This window comes from Acetobacter cibinongensis (assembly GCF_000963925.1).
In the GTDB taxonomy this organism is placed as follows: domain Bacteria; phylum Pseudomonadota; class Alphaproteobacteria; order Acetobacterales; family Acetobacteraceae; genus Acetobacter; species Acetobacter cibinongensis.
In genome coordinates, this window is the sequence record NZ_BAMV01000007.1 from 246,809 (window position 1) to 261,668 (window position 14,860).

The following is a 14,860-nucleotide window of genomic DNA, read 5'->3' on the forward strand; positions in this document are numbered from 1 at the left end:
AGTTTTTTTATCTATCTGCGCCGACCCACCCCTGTGTTGGCAAGCCAAGTTTTGCAGGCAGGTTTATGCTTCCTGCCTGCGGCCCATGACGCCTTACGGTGCAGGCTGCTGTTGCGTAACACCCTGAATGTCCACCGATGCATATCTGACAGACTCTTCAACGCTCCGCAGGGTCTCGCTGGCTTTGTATGGGTTCTTTGGGAGAGCGTGAGCAGCCTTGTCCGCTGCAATACGTGTCTGCTCCAGTGGAACTGCGGCGATAATGTAATCCGCATCCACCCCGGCACTCCGTAACAGAGTAGCTGCCCGCGTGGTGTCTCCGCTCTTCAGGTGAGTGTTCGCCATAGCGAGTGCTGCGGTACGCTCCGTGGTGGGGGACAAGGTTTCATCCAGCACCAGTTCACCATCTATGGGTAACCATGCCACCTGTTTACCCACGTCTGGCAAAGGCCGGGGCGGCTGATTGCGCACTTTTGTTGGCATCAAATCAGCTTCGGCTTTTTCAAAAGCGGTATTGTCAGCTCGTGCGCGGGCAAGATCTTGCTGGGCGGCGGCAATTAATGTTTTGGCGCTTGCCAGGTCACCATCAAAAATGGCTTTGCGGGCAAGGCTCAGTTCTTCAAAAGCGGCATTGCCATCCGCGGACAAGCGGCCAAAATTCTGTACGGCAGATGCAGCAGGCACAGGCTCCTCAGCATGAGCTAAAGACAGCCCGGATGCCGATACTACCAACCCTGCCAGCAGCAATGCTGTTTTTTTCACGCGTGTGCCTCCCTGAAGCGTATTCAGGTAATCTTACTGCAAGCAACACGGCATGCAAAAGCGGCTATACGTAAAAATTTATGGGCGGCACAGATCATGCGCCGCCCGTTTAGGCTCTTAAATGTAGTGTTCGGCCAGCGGCTGGAAGCCGTTAAACCGCGTAGAACAATATGTTGAGACATAAGCCCCAGTTGAGCACAGATCTATCTGCTCTCCTGACTGAAGGGAGAGGGGCAGTTCGTATGCTGTTTTCTCATACATGATATCCGCGCCATCACAGGTTGGTCCGGCAATGGCAACTGGCCCAGTTGCGGTACCATCACGGTCTGTACGAATGGCGTAACGAATAGACTCGCCTTCTGTTTCTGCCAGTCCACCAAAGCGGCCAATGTCCAGATACACCCAGCGCGGGCCATCTTCCCGCCCGCGGCGGCTGACCAGCACAACTTCTGAACGCACCACCCCAGCGGCTCCCACAATAAAGCGGCCCGGCTCAACAAGCATTTCAGGCAGTGCATTCCCAAAATGCTCTGTCATGGCGTGGCTGATGGCCGTAGCGAAATGATCAATTTCGGGCACGTCATCCCGGTATTTGACCGGGAAACCACCACCAAGGTTGATCATGCGCAGGTCAAGCCCCGCTGCGGCAAGGTCTGTAAACAGAGCCGCCACACGACCAATTGCCACTTCATACGCATCAGCAGACAACTGCTGGCTGCCAACATGAAAAGACAGGCCGTATGGGTCCAGCCCGAATTCACGCGCTTTGAGCATAAGGTCACGCGCGGATTCGAGCGTTGTGCCAAACTTGCGGGAAAGCGGCCATTCAGCGCCGTCATTGTCCACCAGCAGGCGGCAATAAACGCGTGAACCCGGAGCATGGGCTGCAAGCTTTTCCAGCTCTTCCAGGCTGTCAAAAACATACATCCGTACACCGGCGCGATACGCAGCCTGAATGGCGGATACTTTTTTGACAGTGTTGCCAAAAGAAATATCTTCCGGCTCCGCGCCTGCCTGAAGGCACATGGACACTTCTTCCCAGGAGGCCGCATCAAAGCTGGACCCCAGCCCTACAAGGCGAGTGAGAATTGGCATAGCCGGATTGGCTTTGACCGCATAATAAATGCGCGCCTGCGGGAGTGCGGAATTGAGCGCCAGGTACCGGGCCTCCACTTGGTCGACATCAACGACCAGGCATGGTGTAGCGGGCTTTTGCTCAGCGAAAAAACGGGCAATTTTGGGCGTCATTCCACCCATTCCCCCAATATAAGGCTCTCCCGCTTTTTGTTTGTGCTGGGAGAGGAGTTGCGAAACGGTCTAACGGACCAGCGACCAAATAAAAGACCACCAAAAGAAAGGTGACCCAGATTGCCAGAACGCTTGACGTCGTTGCGTAACCTCAGAGGGCCAGTGGCACGTGCGTTGCTGCGTAGGGGCGTGCATATGAGGCCAAACCACCACAAGCGCAAGACAAAAATAACGTGAGGGAAGAAAAATATAGCACACCAGAGAGAGCATAGCTAAAAATGCGCCCTGTTACGGTGTCTTTCTGACACCTCTACGCCCTGTAAAGGGAACCGGCATTGGCCCAAACCTGTTTTCTTAAACAGGTTTATGCGGTTCAGCCTTAAAGCCGGAGCCACGCGACAAAGAAGGATTCTTCAAACACTATGCAGGCCCTCTGTGACCCGGCTAACCCGACTCCCGCCAGCACTGCGCTGCCACCACCGCATCATGATGAGACCATTCTCACCACAGCAGCAGCAAAGTTTGCCCGTCCCTCAGAACTGAGTGGGCAAGACTGGAAGACAATTTTCCTTCAAACAGGCAAAAGCCTGATTTCCGGCCCCACCACTTTGGTAGCCGCAGGATGCGCGTTCTATACCACCCTGTCCCTTTTTCCGGCTATCAGCTCCCTGATTTCCATTTACGGGCTGGCGTTTGACGTCCAGACCGTCACTCCGCAGCTTGAAGTGTTGCGCGGCCTGTTGCCGCCGGGTGCTTACGCCCTGATTTATGACCGGATTCAAACTCTTGTGGCGGAACCTCCGGGTTCTTTGACCATCAATCTTGTCATTTCTCTGGGTGTGGCCCTGTGGTCAGCCTCGGCGGCCACCCGCTCCATTCTCTCTGCCCTGAATATGGCCTACAATACCAAGGAAAGCCGTAGTTTTCTGGTGTTTCAGGTGACGGCGCTCGCCATGACCCTGTCCGCAGTGCTGGGGGCGGCACTTACGCTGGCCATTATGGTTGCTCTGCCCATTTTCCTGAATTTGCCAACATGGCTGCATATTCCCACGCCGCCCGGTTCCGTTGAGTTTGCGGCACGCTGGAGTGGTCCTGCCGTCATGTTCACATTTCAGATTCTGGCTACGTCCGCGCTCTATCGCTTTGGGCCAGACCGGCACTACCCAACCAACTGGCGCTGGGTTCTGCCGGGTGCACTGTTTGCAACTATTACCTGGATCATCACGGCGCTCGGGTTTTCGTATTATGTCGCGCACATTGCCAGCTACAATGCGACTTACGGACCTCTGGGCGCGGTTATTGCCATCATGATGTGGTTTTTCGTCAGCGCGTGGGTGGTGCTCATGGGCGCTGAACTGAGTGCCGAGATGGAAAGCTATGCACGAGGCGTACGCCGCAAACCGATTGTTATGTAAAACTATTGCAAGAGAAGCGGTCCCTCCGCTTCTCTCTCCGGCACTCAATACTGAAAAAGCGACCCAAAGCCGTCAGGCCTCAGGTCGCTTTTTTAGTATCCACTATAGGATTTTAGAGCTTAGCGATGCGCCCGCTTGCGTGCCCGTTGCAGAGGACGCAGCGCATGTGTCTTGGGGGTACCAACCTGCATGACGGAGGATGTGTCCAGAGAGTCAGAGCCATCCTGCGGGGCCATAGCCACTTCGATAGGGGCTTCCTCAATCTTGACGTGTGCCACGCCGCTGCTGAGCATTCCAAGGCGGGCGGCAGCAGCCTGTGACAGGTCAATCACACGGTTATGGCTGTATGGCCCACGGTCATTGACCGTTACCACCACTGAGCGCCCTGTATCTTCTGACGTCACCAGCAACTTGCTGCCGAGAGGGGCGGTTGGATGGGCTGCGGTCAGCCGGGTTTTGTCAAAAGCGCTGCCGGAAGACGTCCGATGGTGGTTGAAACGCCCCCCATACCAGCTTGCTACGCCCTTCTGTGAAGCGTGCCTGACATGCCCTTTACCAGAGACGACCGGAGCCTCATCCGTCTGCTCCCGCGCTGCCAGAGCGCGGTTTACGGAATCGGCCCATGCCGTACCTGACTGCTCGGTTTCTGCTGCATTGGCAGAGGAAACAGTGGTCATGGTAGCCATGAAAAATACACTTCCAAGAAGTACCCGGCGCAGGGCTGACATCCGCTTGCTGACTCCATCCGTTATTAAATACTGAGCAAATAAAGCCGGTCTCTTCACCAAAAGGCAACTCTTTTCTACTCGGCCCTCTGGTTTGTTATGCCTTTCGTAGCCGTGACATCGGGCAAAACAAAGGCAGAATAACGCCTACCGCACGGCAATTTCACCCTTTATGCTCTAATTGGATGCATGGCATTTTACGGCGGCCCTTCATCTCTGCTCTTGGATGCAACGTGCCATCGTGCTACGGCCCATGCCACTATGAAAAGACCTCTCATTGCTGTGCTAAACGGCCCCAACCTGAACATGCTAGGCCAGCGCCAGCCCGAAATTTACGGGCGGGCCACCTTGGATGATGTGGAGCAAATCTGCATTCAGGCTGCTGACAAGCTGGATCTGGCCATCGACTTCCGCCAGACCAACATAGAAGGCGAACTTATTTCGTGGGTGCAGGAATGCCGCAAACGTGCGCGCGGCATCATCATCAATCCTGCGGGCTATAGCCATACATCTGTTGCGCTGCTTGACGCGTTACTTGCAACAGACCTGCCAGTGATAGAGGTTCATATCTCCAACATTCATCGCCGCGAGCCATTCCGCCACATGTCCTACGTCTCACGCGCCGCAGTTGGTGTTATATGTGGGCTAGGCGTGGCAGGGTATTCTCTGGCATTGCAGGCAATGACCGATCTTATTCTTAATGAGGATGACCACCAATGAGCGGATTGCTCGTGGATGCGGATGCCATTCGGGCATTGGCTGAAATTTTGACTGACACCGGCCTGACCGAAATCGAAATTGCGGAGAAAGACAGCCGCATTCGTGTTGCCCGTACGCTGAGCGTGCAGGCTGCGGCAGCCCCTGCGGTGGCAGCGGCTCCGGTTGCGGCCCCTGTTGCTGCGGCCCCTGTGCCCGCCGCACCGGCTGACCTGTCCCGTCATCCGGGCGCAGTCAACAGCCCCATGGTGGGCGTGGCTTATCTGGCGCCGGACCCATCCTCCGCTCCGTTTGTGAGCGAAGGGCAGATTGTGAGCGCAGGCCAGACCCTGCTGCTGATTGAAGCCATGAAAACCTTCAACCAGATCAAGGCTCCCAAGGCTGGCACGATCAAGACGATGCTGGTTGCCTCCGGCGATCCGGTGGAATTTGGTCAACCGCTTGTCATTATCGAGTGATGTTCTCCAAAATCCTCATCGCCAACCGCGGCGAGATTGCCCTTCGTATCCTGCGCGCCTGCCGGGAACTGGGTATCAAGACCGTAGCGGTTCATTCCACCGCAGATGAAGACGCAATGCATGTGCGTCTGGCAGATGAAGCCGTGTGCATTGGCCCGGCTTCATCCCGCGATTCGTACCTGAATGTGGCGGCAATTCTGTCTGCGGCTACCATTACGGGCGCTGAAGCCATTCACCCCGGTTACGGCTTCCTGTCTGAAAACGCGGATTTTGCCGAGACGGTGGAAGCCCACGGCCTGACCTTTATTGGCCCTACGGCGGAGCATATCCGCATGATGGGGGATAAGATCACTGCCAAAACCACCATGATGGCCCTTGGCGTGCCACTGGTGCCGGGGTCTGACGGTGAGCTTGCCAGTATTGAAGAAGCCCGCATTGTGGCCGAAAAAGTTGGCTACCCGGTTCTGATCAAGGCTGCTGCCGGTGGCGGTGGTCGTGGCATGAAGGTGGCGCCAACCGCCGCAGACCTGGAAGAAGCCTGGAGTGTGGCCCGTACAGAAGCACGGGCAGCCTTTGGGAATGACGCGGTTTATCTTGAAAAATACATGGATAAGCCCCGCCATATCGAACTCCAGATTCTGGGCGATAACTACGGCAACGTGGTGCATTTTGGTGAACGTGACTGCTCCTTGCAGCGCCGCCACCAGAAATTGCTGGAAGAAGCTGGCTCCCCCGCCATTGATGACGAACAGCGCGATGAAATTGGGCGTACCGTCACCGAAGCCCTGTCACGCATGGGCTACCGGAACGCCGGGACGCTTGAGTTCCTGTATCAGGACGGCCAGTTCTGTTTTATCGAGATGAATACCCGCCTTCAGGTGGAACATCCGGTCACGGAGATGGTCTGCAATGTTGATCTGGTCCGTGAGCAGATCCGCATCGCGGCAGGGGAAAAGCTGGGCTACACGCAGCAAGACGTGACGTTTGATGGCCACGCCATTGAATGCCGCATCAATGCGGAAGACCCTGAAACCTTCGCGCCCTGCCCCGGCACGGTTGCCGTTTATCACCCTCCGGGTGGTCTGGGTGTGCGCGTTGATAGCGCCCTGTACACCGGCTACCGGGTGCCGCCATACTATGACAGCATGATTGCCAAGGTCATTGTCCATGCCCCCACACGGGCACAGGCCATTGCCCGTATGCAGCGTGCCCTTGATGAGTTTGTTGTTGAAGGCATCAAGACCGTCATACCGTTGCACCGGCGTATTCTGGCTGACGCGCAGTTCCAGAAAGGTGACTACACCATTCACTGGCTGGAAAACTTTACAGGCCTCTCGCACTAAAGCGAGAGCATCATCACTTCAGAAGACCCGGCCTCCTGATAGAGGGCCGGGTTTTTTGTTGGGCACATTTCAGTGTGCAGCACACCAGACAGGGACACATTTTACCCCTAACGGGTGTATTCTGGCAGAGTCTTCAATAAATGCAGGACTCACACCATGTCGCTTTCAGGCAAAACCGCAATTGTCACAGGTGCAGCACAAGGCATAGGCCGGAGCATTGCCCTACGTTTGGCTCAGGATGGGGCCAATATTGTTCTGACAGACGTAAAAACCGACAAACTGGCTGTTGTTGTAAAAGAGGTGGAAGCACTGGGGCGTAAAGCCCTAGCCGTTACAGCGGACGTGGGAGACCGTGAGCAGGTCTATGCAATGGTCCAGCAGGCCGCGGACACCATGGGTCAGGTCGATATCATGGTCAACAATGCTGGCATTGTGCAGGTCAGCTCCATTCTGGATGCCACACCAGAAGAGGTTGAGACCATTTACCGCATCAACGTACAGGGCACGTTATGGGGTATTCAGGCAGCTGCCAAAGCCTTCAAGGCACAAGGGACACCGGGCAAAATTATCAATGCCTGCTCCATGGCCGGACATGAGAGCTTCCCTCTGCTGGGCGTTTACTGCTCTACCAAATTTGCCATCCGTGCTCTGACACAAACAGCCGCCAAAGAACTGGGCAGCCTTGGCATTACAGTTAATGCTTACTGTCCGGGCATTGTGGGCACAGATATGTGGGACTTTATTGACCGCCGCATGGTGGAAGAAACTGGTGCCAAACCGCGCGAGACCTATAACAAGTTTGTAGGTGGCATTGCGCTAGGCCGTGCAGAAACACCAGAAGATGTTGCTGCGCTGGTAGCATTTCTGGCAAGGCCGGATTCCAATTACATAACTGGCCAGTCCATTATTACAGATGGCGGTATTGTTTACCGCTAGGACCAGACAGAAAAAAGGCTCTCACGCAGGAGAGCCTTTTTTACCAGATACCTAAGGTCTTTAGAAACCTCAGGCGGTTGTCGTGGTGAACCCGACTTCCTCAGCATCCTCTGCATCGTAAGAGCGAATGCGTGGGTCCTGCCCTACCTTTGGTTTGAATTCACCCCGGCGCAATGCGATCTCGATATCTTCCAAAGACGCACCGGCTGTTTCTGGCACGAAGAAATAGACAAAGATGACCGATAGCAGGTTCACCCCTGCATAGACCCACATTGTGCCACCCAATGTAACCAGTTGCACAAGGGTCAGGGCTGTAGCTGTCACCAGCAGGTCGGCCCCCCATAGCATGGCGGCGTGCACACTTGTTGCCGCAGCACGCATGGGCAGCGGGAACAATTCAGCGCCCAGCAACCAGCCGACAACCTGAATACCGCCTGCATTGAACATCATGAACAGCAGCAGAAAGGCGATAATCATCCAGCTCCCGACACTCCCTTTATCAGGGTGGATCGCGAACATGATGCCAAGCCCGATCAGGCTGAGAACAGACCCCGGCCCCATAATGAGCACCAGACGACGGCGGCCAATTTTATCAACAAACAGGCAGCCCAGCAGGGTCATGACCAGATAAACGATCGCAATACCAAGGCTGGCCAGCAGCGCGGCGGAATTGCCAAACCCGGCGTCAGACAGAAAGGTTGGCGCGTAATAAATCATCATTTCAAGACCGCCAGCCTGCGTGAAGAACGCAATACCGAGGGCCGCAACAAGAGCTGGGCGGGCAAAGGGTAACATCAGCCCTTTCCAGCCACGCTCACTCTCGTCAATGTCGGACGCGTTTTCATGAATTTCACGAATTTCACGCCGGATGACCTTACGTGATGTCCGCACACGGCTGAGCTGCTCAACAGCAGAGGCCAAACCTTCGTTTTCTGCCGTCCAGCGCGGGCTTTTGGGCAGGAAAAACATGCAGATGAACACAAATGCAGCAGGAATGGCCGCAACGGAAATCATGGGCCGCCAGCCCCACGCATCCCGCATAGTAAAGCCTACAAGGTTGGCCAGAAAAATACCCACGCCAATGGCCACATTGAACAATGTTACCAGATTACCGCGCTTGCTGGCCGGTGCCAGCTCGGAAATATAGGTTGGTACAACCTGCGTGGCACCCCCCACAGCAAGACCGAGGAATACGCGTGCAATAATCAGGCTTGTGACATCCGGTGCCCGGGAGCATGCAACAGCCCCTGCAACAAACACCGCTGTCACAACCATGACGGACACACGACGGCCAAACCGCTCGGACAGATAAGAGATGCCCATAGCCCCCATGACCGCCCCGACCAGAATGGCGGAGGTCACCATTTCTTCCTGTCCGGAAGTCAAGTGAAAGTCTTTGGTAATGAGGAGCAATGCACCTGAAATAATACCGGTGTCATATCCGTATAGACCGCCGCATATTGCCGCAACAATAGCTGCCGCCCACAAGACACGGTTTGCGTTTGGCGAGATTTCGACATTCGCAATTGCTTCTTGAGCCTGTTTTCTTTCTTCTGTCATGCCCGCATAATGCCACAATTCCCATGTGGTTGCATAGGAATTACATTTTTTTATTCAAATTTCCATAATACCGCCTTCGTAACCATTCTTGTGACGATGGTTTTGAGCCTCTGCGCCCCCTTCTGTTCAACTCTTGTCATGACGCCTGCATCTGCTTGACATCACGGACCGAAAGGTTATCTGATCACGGCTACCAAGGGGGGTTCCGGCAAGGAACTGAGAGGCCACTGGGCTCTGGCAGCAGAGCGCGTGGCGACCCTGCCGCCAGAGAGCATAATGCTGCTGGCGGGGAACCTGATCCGGTTCATACCGGCGGAGGGACTGGTGCAAGAGAAAGAGTGTTGGCTCCCGCTGACTCTTGGTCCGTTATAACACGATACCTCTCTTCCGCTCCTGTCCTCCTCTGCAGTGAGGAGAGTATGATGACGACCCCTACCCCATCATCCAGCACCAGCCAAACCACAGGCAACCCACGCCCAGCCAATACGGCAGCGCCTGCTCCCGGCCATGTCACAACTGGCCCTATCCGTGGTTCGCACAAGGCCTATTCCAGCCCGGAAGGCCACCCGGACATCAAGGTGCCGTTCCGGGATATTACGCTGGACCCTTCCGCCAAAGAACCACCGCTGCGGGTGTATGATACCTCCGGCCCCTACACTGATTCCTCAGTAGAAATTGACGTCCGCAAAGGTCTGAGCAAGCCCCGCTCCCCCTGGCTGGAACGCCGCGGCTTCAAACAGACAACACCGCGGGATGTACGCCCGGAAGATAATGGTAACGCAAGCGGCGACCATCTGGTCGCCCCCTGTCCGGCCCCGCATAGTGTGCTGAAAGGCGCAGAGGGCCAGATGGTCACGCAATATGAATTTGCGCGTGCCGGCATTATTACCGAAGAAATGATCTATGTGGCCCACCGTGAAAATCTGGGCCGCCTGAAGGCTGCCGACGGTGCCGCCGAACGCCTGAAGGATGGGGACTCCTTTGGAGCCGCCATTCCGGAATTTGTCACACCGGAATTTGTTCGGGATGAAATTGCACGTGGCCGTGCCATTATTCCGGCCAACATCAACCACCCCGAACTTGAGCCCGTTATCATTGGCCGCAACTTTCTGGTGAAGGTGAACGCCAATATTGGCAATTCTGCCGTAACGTCCTCCGCTGCGGAAGAAGTGGAAAAGCTGGTCTGGTCCATCCGCTGGGGTGCGGACACGGTTATGGATCTGTCCACAGGCCGCAACATCCACAATATTCGTGACTGGATTTTGCGCAACTCTCCTACCCCCATCGGCACAGTGCCACTGTATCAGGCGCTGGAAAAAGTGGGCGGGGATGTCAGCAAACTGAGCTGGGACGTGTTCCGTGACACCCTGATTGAACAGGCCGAGCAGGGCGTGGACTATTTCACCATTCATGCTGGCGTGCGCTTGCAGCATGTGCCGCTCACAGCCAACCGCGTGACGGGTATTGTGTCCCGTGGCGGCTCAATCATGGCAAGCTGGTGCCTGAACGGGCACCGTGAAAGCTTCCTGTATGAGCATTTTGACGAAATTTGCGACATTATGCGCGCATATGACGTTTCCTTCTCCCTTGGGGATGGTCTGCGCCCCGGCAGCATTGCGGATGCGAACGATGCCGCCCAGTTTGCTGAGCTGGAAACCTTGGGTGAACTGACCAAGATTGCCTGGGCCAAGGGCTGTCAGGTCATGATTGAAGGGCCAGGCCATGTGCCCATGCACAAGATCAAGGAAAACATGGACAAGCAGTTGAAAGACTGTGGTGAGGCCCCGTTCTACACGCTTGGCCCATTAACAACCGACATTGCACCCGGTTATGACCATATTACCTCCGCTATTGGCGCTGCCATGATCGGGTGGTTTGGTACAGCTATGCTCTGCTATGTCACCCCCAAGGAACATCTTGGCCTGCCTGACCGGGATGATGTGAAAACCGGCGTTATCACCTACCGGCTTGCAGCCCATGCGGCAGATTTGGCCAAAGGTCACCCGGCTGCCAAGCTGCGTGATGATGCCCTGAGCCGCGCCCGCTTTACGTTCCGGTGGGAAGACCAGTTCAACCTGTCACTGGACCCTGACACAGCCTGCGCTTACCACGACCAGACCATGCCGCGTGAGGCGCATAAAACAGCCCATTTCTGCTCAATGTGCGGGCCGAAATTCTGTTCCATGCGCATCAGCCACGACCTGAAAGCAGATGCCGAGCGTCTGGCTGGCATGGAAGAAAAAAGCGAAGAATTCCGTAAAGCTGGCGGGAAAGTTTACGTTCCGGCGGAATAACCTGTAGTGGCCCCACCTTATTTTTCTAGGTGGGGCCTTTTTTAATGTCTTCTTATTTTATAGTTATATTGAAAATAACCGTTTCAGGGTGCTGGGCATCGGCATTGATTTGCCGTTCTATCATCACGCTGTCAGTCCCAGTAAAACCCGGGGTTGCCTGATAGAAAAAAGCTGTTCCCTTCACTGGGGTTTCACAGGCTTTTCCAGATTTTTTCTCTACAGACGATGCAGGTTGCGTTTGCTCAGACACCTTGACGATGCCATGCAATGCGTCCCTCACCACCTTTATTTTTGGAACAAAGTTGATGGAGCAATCAGGTTTTATGTCTGCAGAAAACATTTGAAAGGTATGCCCCTGCCCAATGTTCACGGAAAGAACCTTGGTCTCTCCCCGCAAGGCGCCCCGCCAGACAACGGTTGTGTTATAGGCATAAAGTTTGCAATTTCTTTTGCCTTCCTCGCACTTTTTCTGACCCGTCCGCACAATATCTTCCTGGCCGCTCGCGCTAAACGTTCCATTATCTGAAAGAAAAAATGCACGTGGCTTTGGTTTTTTCAAAAAACCTTCATACGCCGCGCGCGCTCCATTTCGTTGATCCGGCAAAGCGTTTACATCGTCCAACGGTGCAAATGGCGTAGCATGTGGATTATCAAGGGCTGGCGGGAGATAAGCCTTTTTTACGGTAACGGGCAGAGCTGATTTTTTCAAAAAACCATCTGCTTTTTCTGACCAATAAGAAAAGCCATCTGCATAAGACAAGAATGGATAAAGCCCCTGTGGAGTTCTGCTCATATCCACAAAAAACACATTTTTATTGTGGACAGCATAAGCCGTAACCATACTGTGCCACTCTTTCTCGTCCATCAGATTACCAGCCAGCCCTTCCGCGTAAAATGCTGGAATAGCAACCTGCTTGCCTAATTCTACCGCTGCGGCGATAAAGTTTTTGGGTAAGTCTTCCTTGCATATGCTTTTTTGAGAGGTGGGCGAAAATGCCATGACAGCTTTAACGCCCGGCACAGGCACGCTAGAGGCAGCCAGCGCCGTTAAGCCTGCTTGCCCCGCACCAGCAACAACCAAAGCATTAACGTTCAGTTTGGGATTAGCGGTGAGAGTATGCTGAACGAACTCAACTTCTGCTTGAATGTCAGTGCGGGCGCGCGCCGCGAGTGCACAGGGCGATAGGTTTTTTTCTTTCCCGAACAACCCTTTTACATGCACAACAGCGTATCCGCGGGAAAGAAAATAGGCACTGAGCAAGGAGTAGGGTTGCCACATCATATGCGCCAGGCCCGAGGCACTGGCCCCGTGTTCTTCCACGAACGCTACAGGAAAAGGCCCCTCTCCCTCCGGCATAACACCAAGTACGCTGCCTTCAGGCTTTTCTATATCAAAACGCTGCACCACAGCGCTTTGCGCGACAGAAGCGGGGGCCGCCCATACAGTTGCTGACATAAGGCCGGAACACACCAAACCCAGACAGTAAGAAATTTTAAATCTCTTCAGCTTAATTTTCATTATTATAATCCAGAAAGAAAATTGTTTTTTATTTACACTGAAATTTATTTTTTTAATCAAGACGTTTTTTATCACTACACTGACTACGGATCGTCTTAACTCTGAACTGATATGCCTCTCCCTTTCCAATAGTGCGTCCAGCGCCTAAACTTTCGGCCTTCTTCAGTTTTGCAGGCAAGGCCTTTTTCATGAAACGCTTCTTCAACAGCCGGGACACTCTTGTTGCGGAATCGCTGGATGGCCTGCTCCGCTCCTCCGCTGGCAGCCACCTATGTCGTCTGGATGGCTTCCCTGATATTCGGGTTATTGTGCGCAAAGAGCGCAATGCGGAGCATGTCGCCATTATCTCAGGCGGTGGCTCCGGGCATGAGCCCGCCCACGCAGGCTTTGTTGGCGCGGGTATGCTTGATGCTGCCGTTTGTGGCTCTCTCTTCGCGTCACCCAGTGTTGACGCCATTCTTGCTGCCATTCTGGCTGTAACCGGCCCGGCAGGCTGCCTGCTGGTTATTAAGAGCTATACCGGAGACCGCCTGAATTTCGCTCTGGCCGCGGAACAGGCACGGAGCATGGGGCATCAGGTTGAAACGGTTATTGTGGGGGATGACATTGCCCTCCCCCATGCCCGCTTTCCACGCGGTTTGGCTGGCACCGTTCTGGTACAAAAAGTGGCCGGTTATGCCGCAGCACAGGGCGACACACTTGCAACTGTAGCCGCCAAGGCACGCGCCGCAGCAGAGTCGGTCAGCTCAATCGGCCTATCCCTGACAGACTGCAACGCTTACGATACCGCACACACCACACGCCTTTCACCCGGCCAAGCAGAATTGGGGCTTGGCATCCATGGTGAACCGGGTGCGCAGCAAATTAGTGTCGCCCACGCTGACACGCTGATGCAGCAGGCGGCACACTGCCTTGGCGCAGCGTTGGCACAGAAAACAGGCCAGAAAACCACACCACGTTACGCACTTTTACTGAACATGCTTGGCACGGTTCCCCCGATTGAGAGCACCCTCTTGCTGGAGGCCTTCGCCAAGACAGAGCTTGCAGCGCAGATAGACCTGATTATTGGCCCGGCTCCCGTTATGACCGCGCTGGATATGAATGGCTTTTCCCTCACCACCATTGCGTTGACAGACGATATTCATAAAGCCCTGGCAGCACCGGTAGAGCCAACCGCATGGCCGGGCGCTGTGCTTTTTGGCTCTCCAGCAGTGCGACCCATGCCTGCTCTGCCCGAGACATTTCGCTTTGCGCCCTCCTCTGATGCACGACTGGAAACCTTGATGCGCCGTGCTGGCGCCGCCCTGCTGGAAAACGCAGATGCGCTCAATGCTCTGGATGCCCAGATTGGGGACGGAGACGCCGGTTCGACCTTTGCAGAAGGTGCTACCGAAATTCTCAAAACACTCGACCGGCTGCCACTTGCAAACCCGCATCAGCTTTACACGACTCTAGGTGCCGTGCTGGCGCGCCATGCGGGCGGGTCCAGCGGTGTGCTGCTCTCCATCATGTTTTCGGCCGCGGGCCAGAGCACTGGCAACTGGGCGGAAGCCTTGCGGGATGGGTTAGCCAGTATGCAGCAACATGGCGGGGCCAAACCGGGCGACCGCACCATGATAGATGCCCTTCACCCCGCTTTTGAAGCTCTGGTGAAAAACGGCTCTCTCACGGAGGCGGCTCAAGCTGCCCGAGCAGGAGCGGACTCCACAAAAACCATGACCCACGCCAACGCTGGCCGTGCCTCTTATGTGCCAGACGCCACGCTTGCCAATGTGCCAGACCCCGGTGCTGAAGCTATTGCCCGGCTGTTTGAAGTTCTGGCGCACCAAGCCTGAAGCATTATTAGTACAACAGAACGCTCTGAGCAGGATGAATACCCGTTC

At 55.1% G+C, this 14,860-nt stretch carries 12 protein-coding genes; 7 read left to right on the forward strand and 5 right to left on the reverse strand.

Translation table 11 applies throughout. From position 1 onward, the window contains the following. Positions 1-93 precede the first annotated feature (93 nt). A complete protein-coding gene (locus Abci_RS04310; RefSeq protein ID WP_052944764.1) occupies positions 94-762 on the reverse strand; it encodes a YfdX family protein in 669 nt (222 codons plus the stop codon). A 117-nt stretch (positions 763-879) separates the two neighbouring features. Next, on the reverse strand, positions 880-2,010 hold the full coding sequence (locus Abci_RS04315; RefSeq protein ID WP_048837883.1) for a type III PLP-dependent enzyme: 1,131 nt from the start codon (positions 2,008-2,010) through the stop codon (positions 880-882). A 422-nt stretch (positions 2,011-2,432) separates the two neighbouring features. Here Abci_RS04315 and Abci_RS04320 point away from each other — a divergent pair, with 422 nt between their 5' ends. Continuing rightward, a complete protein-coding gene (locus Abci_RS04320; protein ID WP_052944765.1) occupies positions 2,433-3,425 on the forward strand; it encodes a YihY/virulence factor BrkB family protein in 993 nt (330 codons plus the stop codon). Positions 3,426-3,544: 119 nt separating this feature from the next. Here Abci_RS04320 and Abci_RS04325 read toward each other — a convergent pair whose 3' ends face one another. Beyond that, positions 3,545-4,111 (reverse strand): septal ring lytic transglycosylase RlpA family protein, encoded by a 567-nt coding sequence (locus tag Abci_RS04325; protein ID WP_240554513.1) that lies wholly within the window; start codon positions 4,109-4,111, stop codon positions 3,545-3,547. A gap of 300 nt (positions 4,112-4,411) precedes the next feature. Between Abci_RS04325 and aroQ the strand changes: the two genes are divergently transcribed. The 4 genes from aroQ (at position 4,412) to Abci_RS04345 (ending at position 7,604) form a co-directional block, all read left to right on the forward strand. Further along, a complete protein-coding gene (aroQ, locus tag Abci_RS04330; RefSeq protein WP_048837954.1) occupies positions 4,412-4,870 on the forward strand; it encodes a type II 3-dehydroquinate dehydratase in 459 nt (152 codons plus the stop codon). After that, on the forward strand, positions 4,867-5,325 hold the full coding sequence (accB, locus tag Abci_RS04335) for an acetyl-CoA carboxylase biotin carboxyl carrier protein (RefSeq protein ID WP_048837885.1): 459 nt from the start codon (positions 4,867-4,869) through the stop codon (positions 5,323-5,325). Before aroQ ends, accB begins: the two co-directional genes overlap by 4 nt. Further along, the gene (gene accC, locus Abci_RS04340; RefSeq protein WP_048837886.1) at positions 5,325-6,668 is read left to right on the forward strand and encodes an acetyl-CoA carboxylase biotin carboxylase subunit; all 1,344 of its coding nucleotides are present in this window, start codon (positions 5,325-5,327) and stop codon (positions 6,666-6,668) included. Before accB ends, accC begins: the two co-directional genes overlap by 1 nt. Before the next feature lie 156 nt (positions 6,669-6,824). Continuing rightward, positions 6,825-7,604: an acetoin reductase gene (locus tag Abci_RS04345; RefSeq protein ID WP_048837887.1), complete on the forward strand. Its 780-nt coding sequence runs from the start codon at positions 6,825-6,827 to the stop codon at positions 7,602-7,604. 69 nt (positions 7,605-7,673) lie between these two features. Here Abci_RS04345 and Abci_RS04350 read toward each other — a convergent pair whose 3' ends face one another. Continuing rightward, positions 7,674-9,164, reverse strand: a complete 1,491-nt coding sequence (locus Abci_RS04350) for a sugar porter family MFS transporter (RefSeq protein WP_048837888.1) — start codon at positions 9,162-9,164, stop codon at positions 7,674-7,676. A 419-nt stretch (positions 9,165-9,583) separates the two neighbouring features. On the opposite strand from Abci_RS04350, the gene thiC reads away from it, so the two are divergent. Further along, positions 9,584-11,458: a phosphomethylpyrimidine synthase ThiC gene (thiC, locus tag Abci_RS04355; RefSeq protein WP_048837889.1), complete on the forward strand. Its 1,875-nt coding sequence runs from the start codon at positions 9,584-9,586 to the stop codon at positions 11,456-11,458. Between the two features lie 52 nt (positions 11,459-11,510). On the opposite strand, the gene Abci_RS04360 is transcribed toward thiC, so the two are convergent. Then, entirely contained in the window at positions 11,511-13,052 is a 1,542-nt protein-coding gene (locus Abci_RS04360) for a dienelactone hydrolase family protein (RefSeq protein WP_146806908.1), read from the reverse strand. Positions 13,053-13,165: 113 nt separating this feature from the next. Between Abci_RS04360 and Abci_RS04365 the strand changes: the two genes are divergently transcribed. After that, the gene (locus Abci_RS04365; protein WP_048837891.1) at positions 13,166-14,812 is read left to right on the forward strand and encodes a dihydroxyacetone kinase subunit DhaK; all 1,647 of its coding nucleotides are present in this window, start codon (positions 13,166-13,168) and stop codon (positions 14,810-14,812) included. Positions 14,813-14,860 lie beyond the last annotated feature (48 nt).

Bases quoted from the DNA above. Each gene is read 5' to 3' on its own strand.
- Abci_RS04350 (WP_048837888.1), bottom strand. From the start codon at position 9,164: ATGACAGAAGAAAGAAAACAGGCTCAAGAAGCAATTGCGAATGTCGAA.
- Abci_RS04325 (WP_240554513.1), bottom strand. From the start codon at position 4,111: ATGGCTACCATGACCACTGTTTCCTCTGCCAATGCAGCAGAAACCGAG.
- Abci_RS04345 (WP_048837887.1), top strand. From the start codon at position 6,825: ATGTCGCTTTCAGGCAAAACCGCAATTGTCACAGGTGCAGCACAAGGC.
- accC (WP_048837886.1), top strand. From the start codon at position 5,325: ATGTTCTCCAAAATCCTCATCGCCAACCGCGGCGAGATTGCCCTTCGT.
- Abci_RS04365 (WP_048837891.1), top strand. From the start codon at position 13,166: ATGAAACGCTTCTTCAACAGCCGGGACACTCTTGTTGCGGAATCGCTG.
- accB (WP_048837885.1), top strand. From the start codon at position 4,867: ATGAGCGGATTGCTCGTGGATGCGGATGCCATTCGGGCATTGGCTGAA.
- Abci_RS04320 (WP_052944765.1), top strand. From the start codon at position 2,433: ATGCAGGCCCTCTGTGACCCGGCTAACCCGACTCCCGCCAGCACTGCG.
- thiC (WP_048837889.1), top strand. From the start codon at position 9,584: ATGATGACGACCCCTACCCCATCATCCAGCACCAGCCAAACCACAGGC.
- aroQ (WP_048837954.1), top strand. From the start codon at position 4,412: ATGAAAAGACCTCTCATTGCTGTGCTAAACGGCCCCAACCTGAACATG.
- Abci_RS04315 (WP_048837883.1), bottom strand. From the start codon at position 2,010: ATGACGCCCAAAATTGCCCGTTTTTTCGCTGAGCAAAAGCCCGCTACA.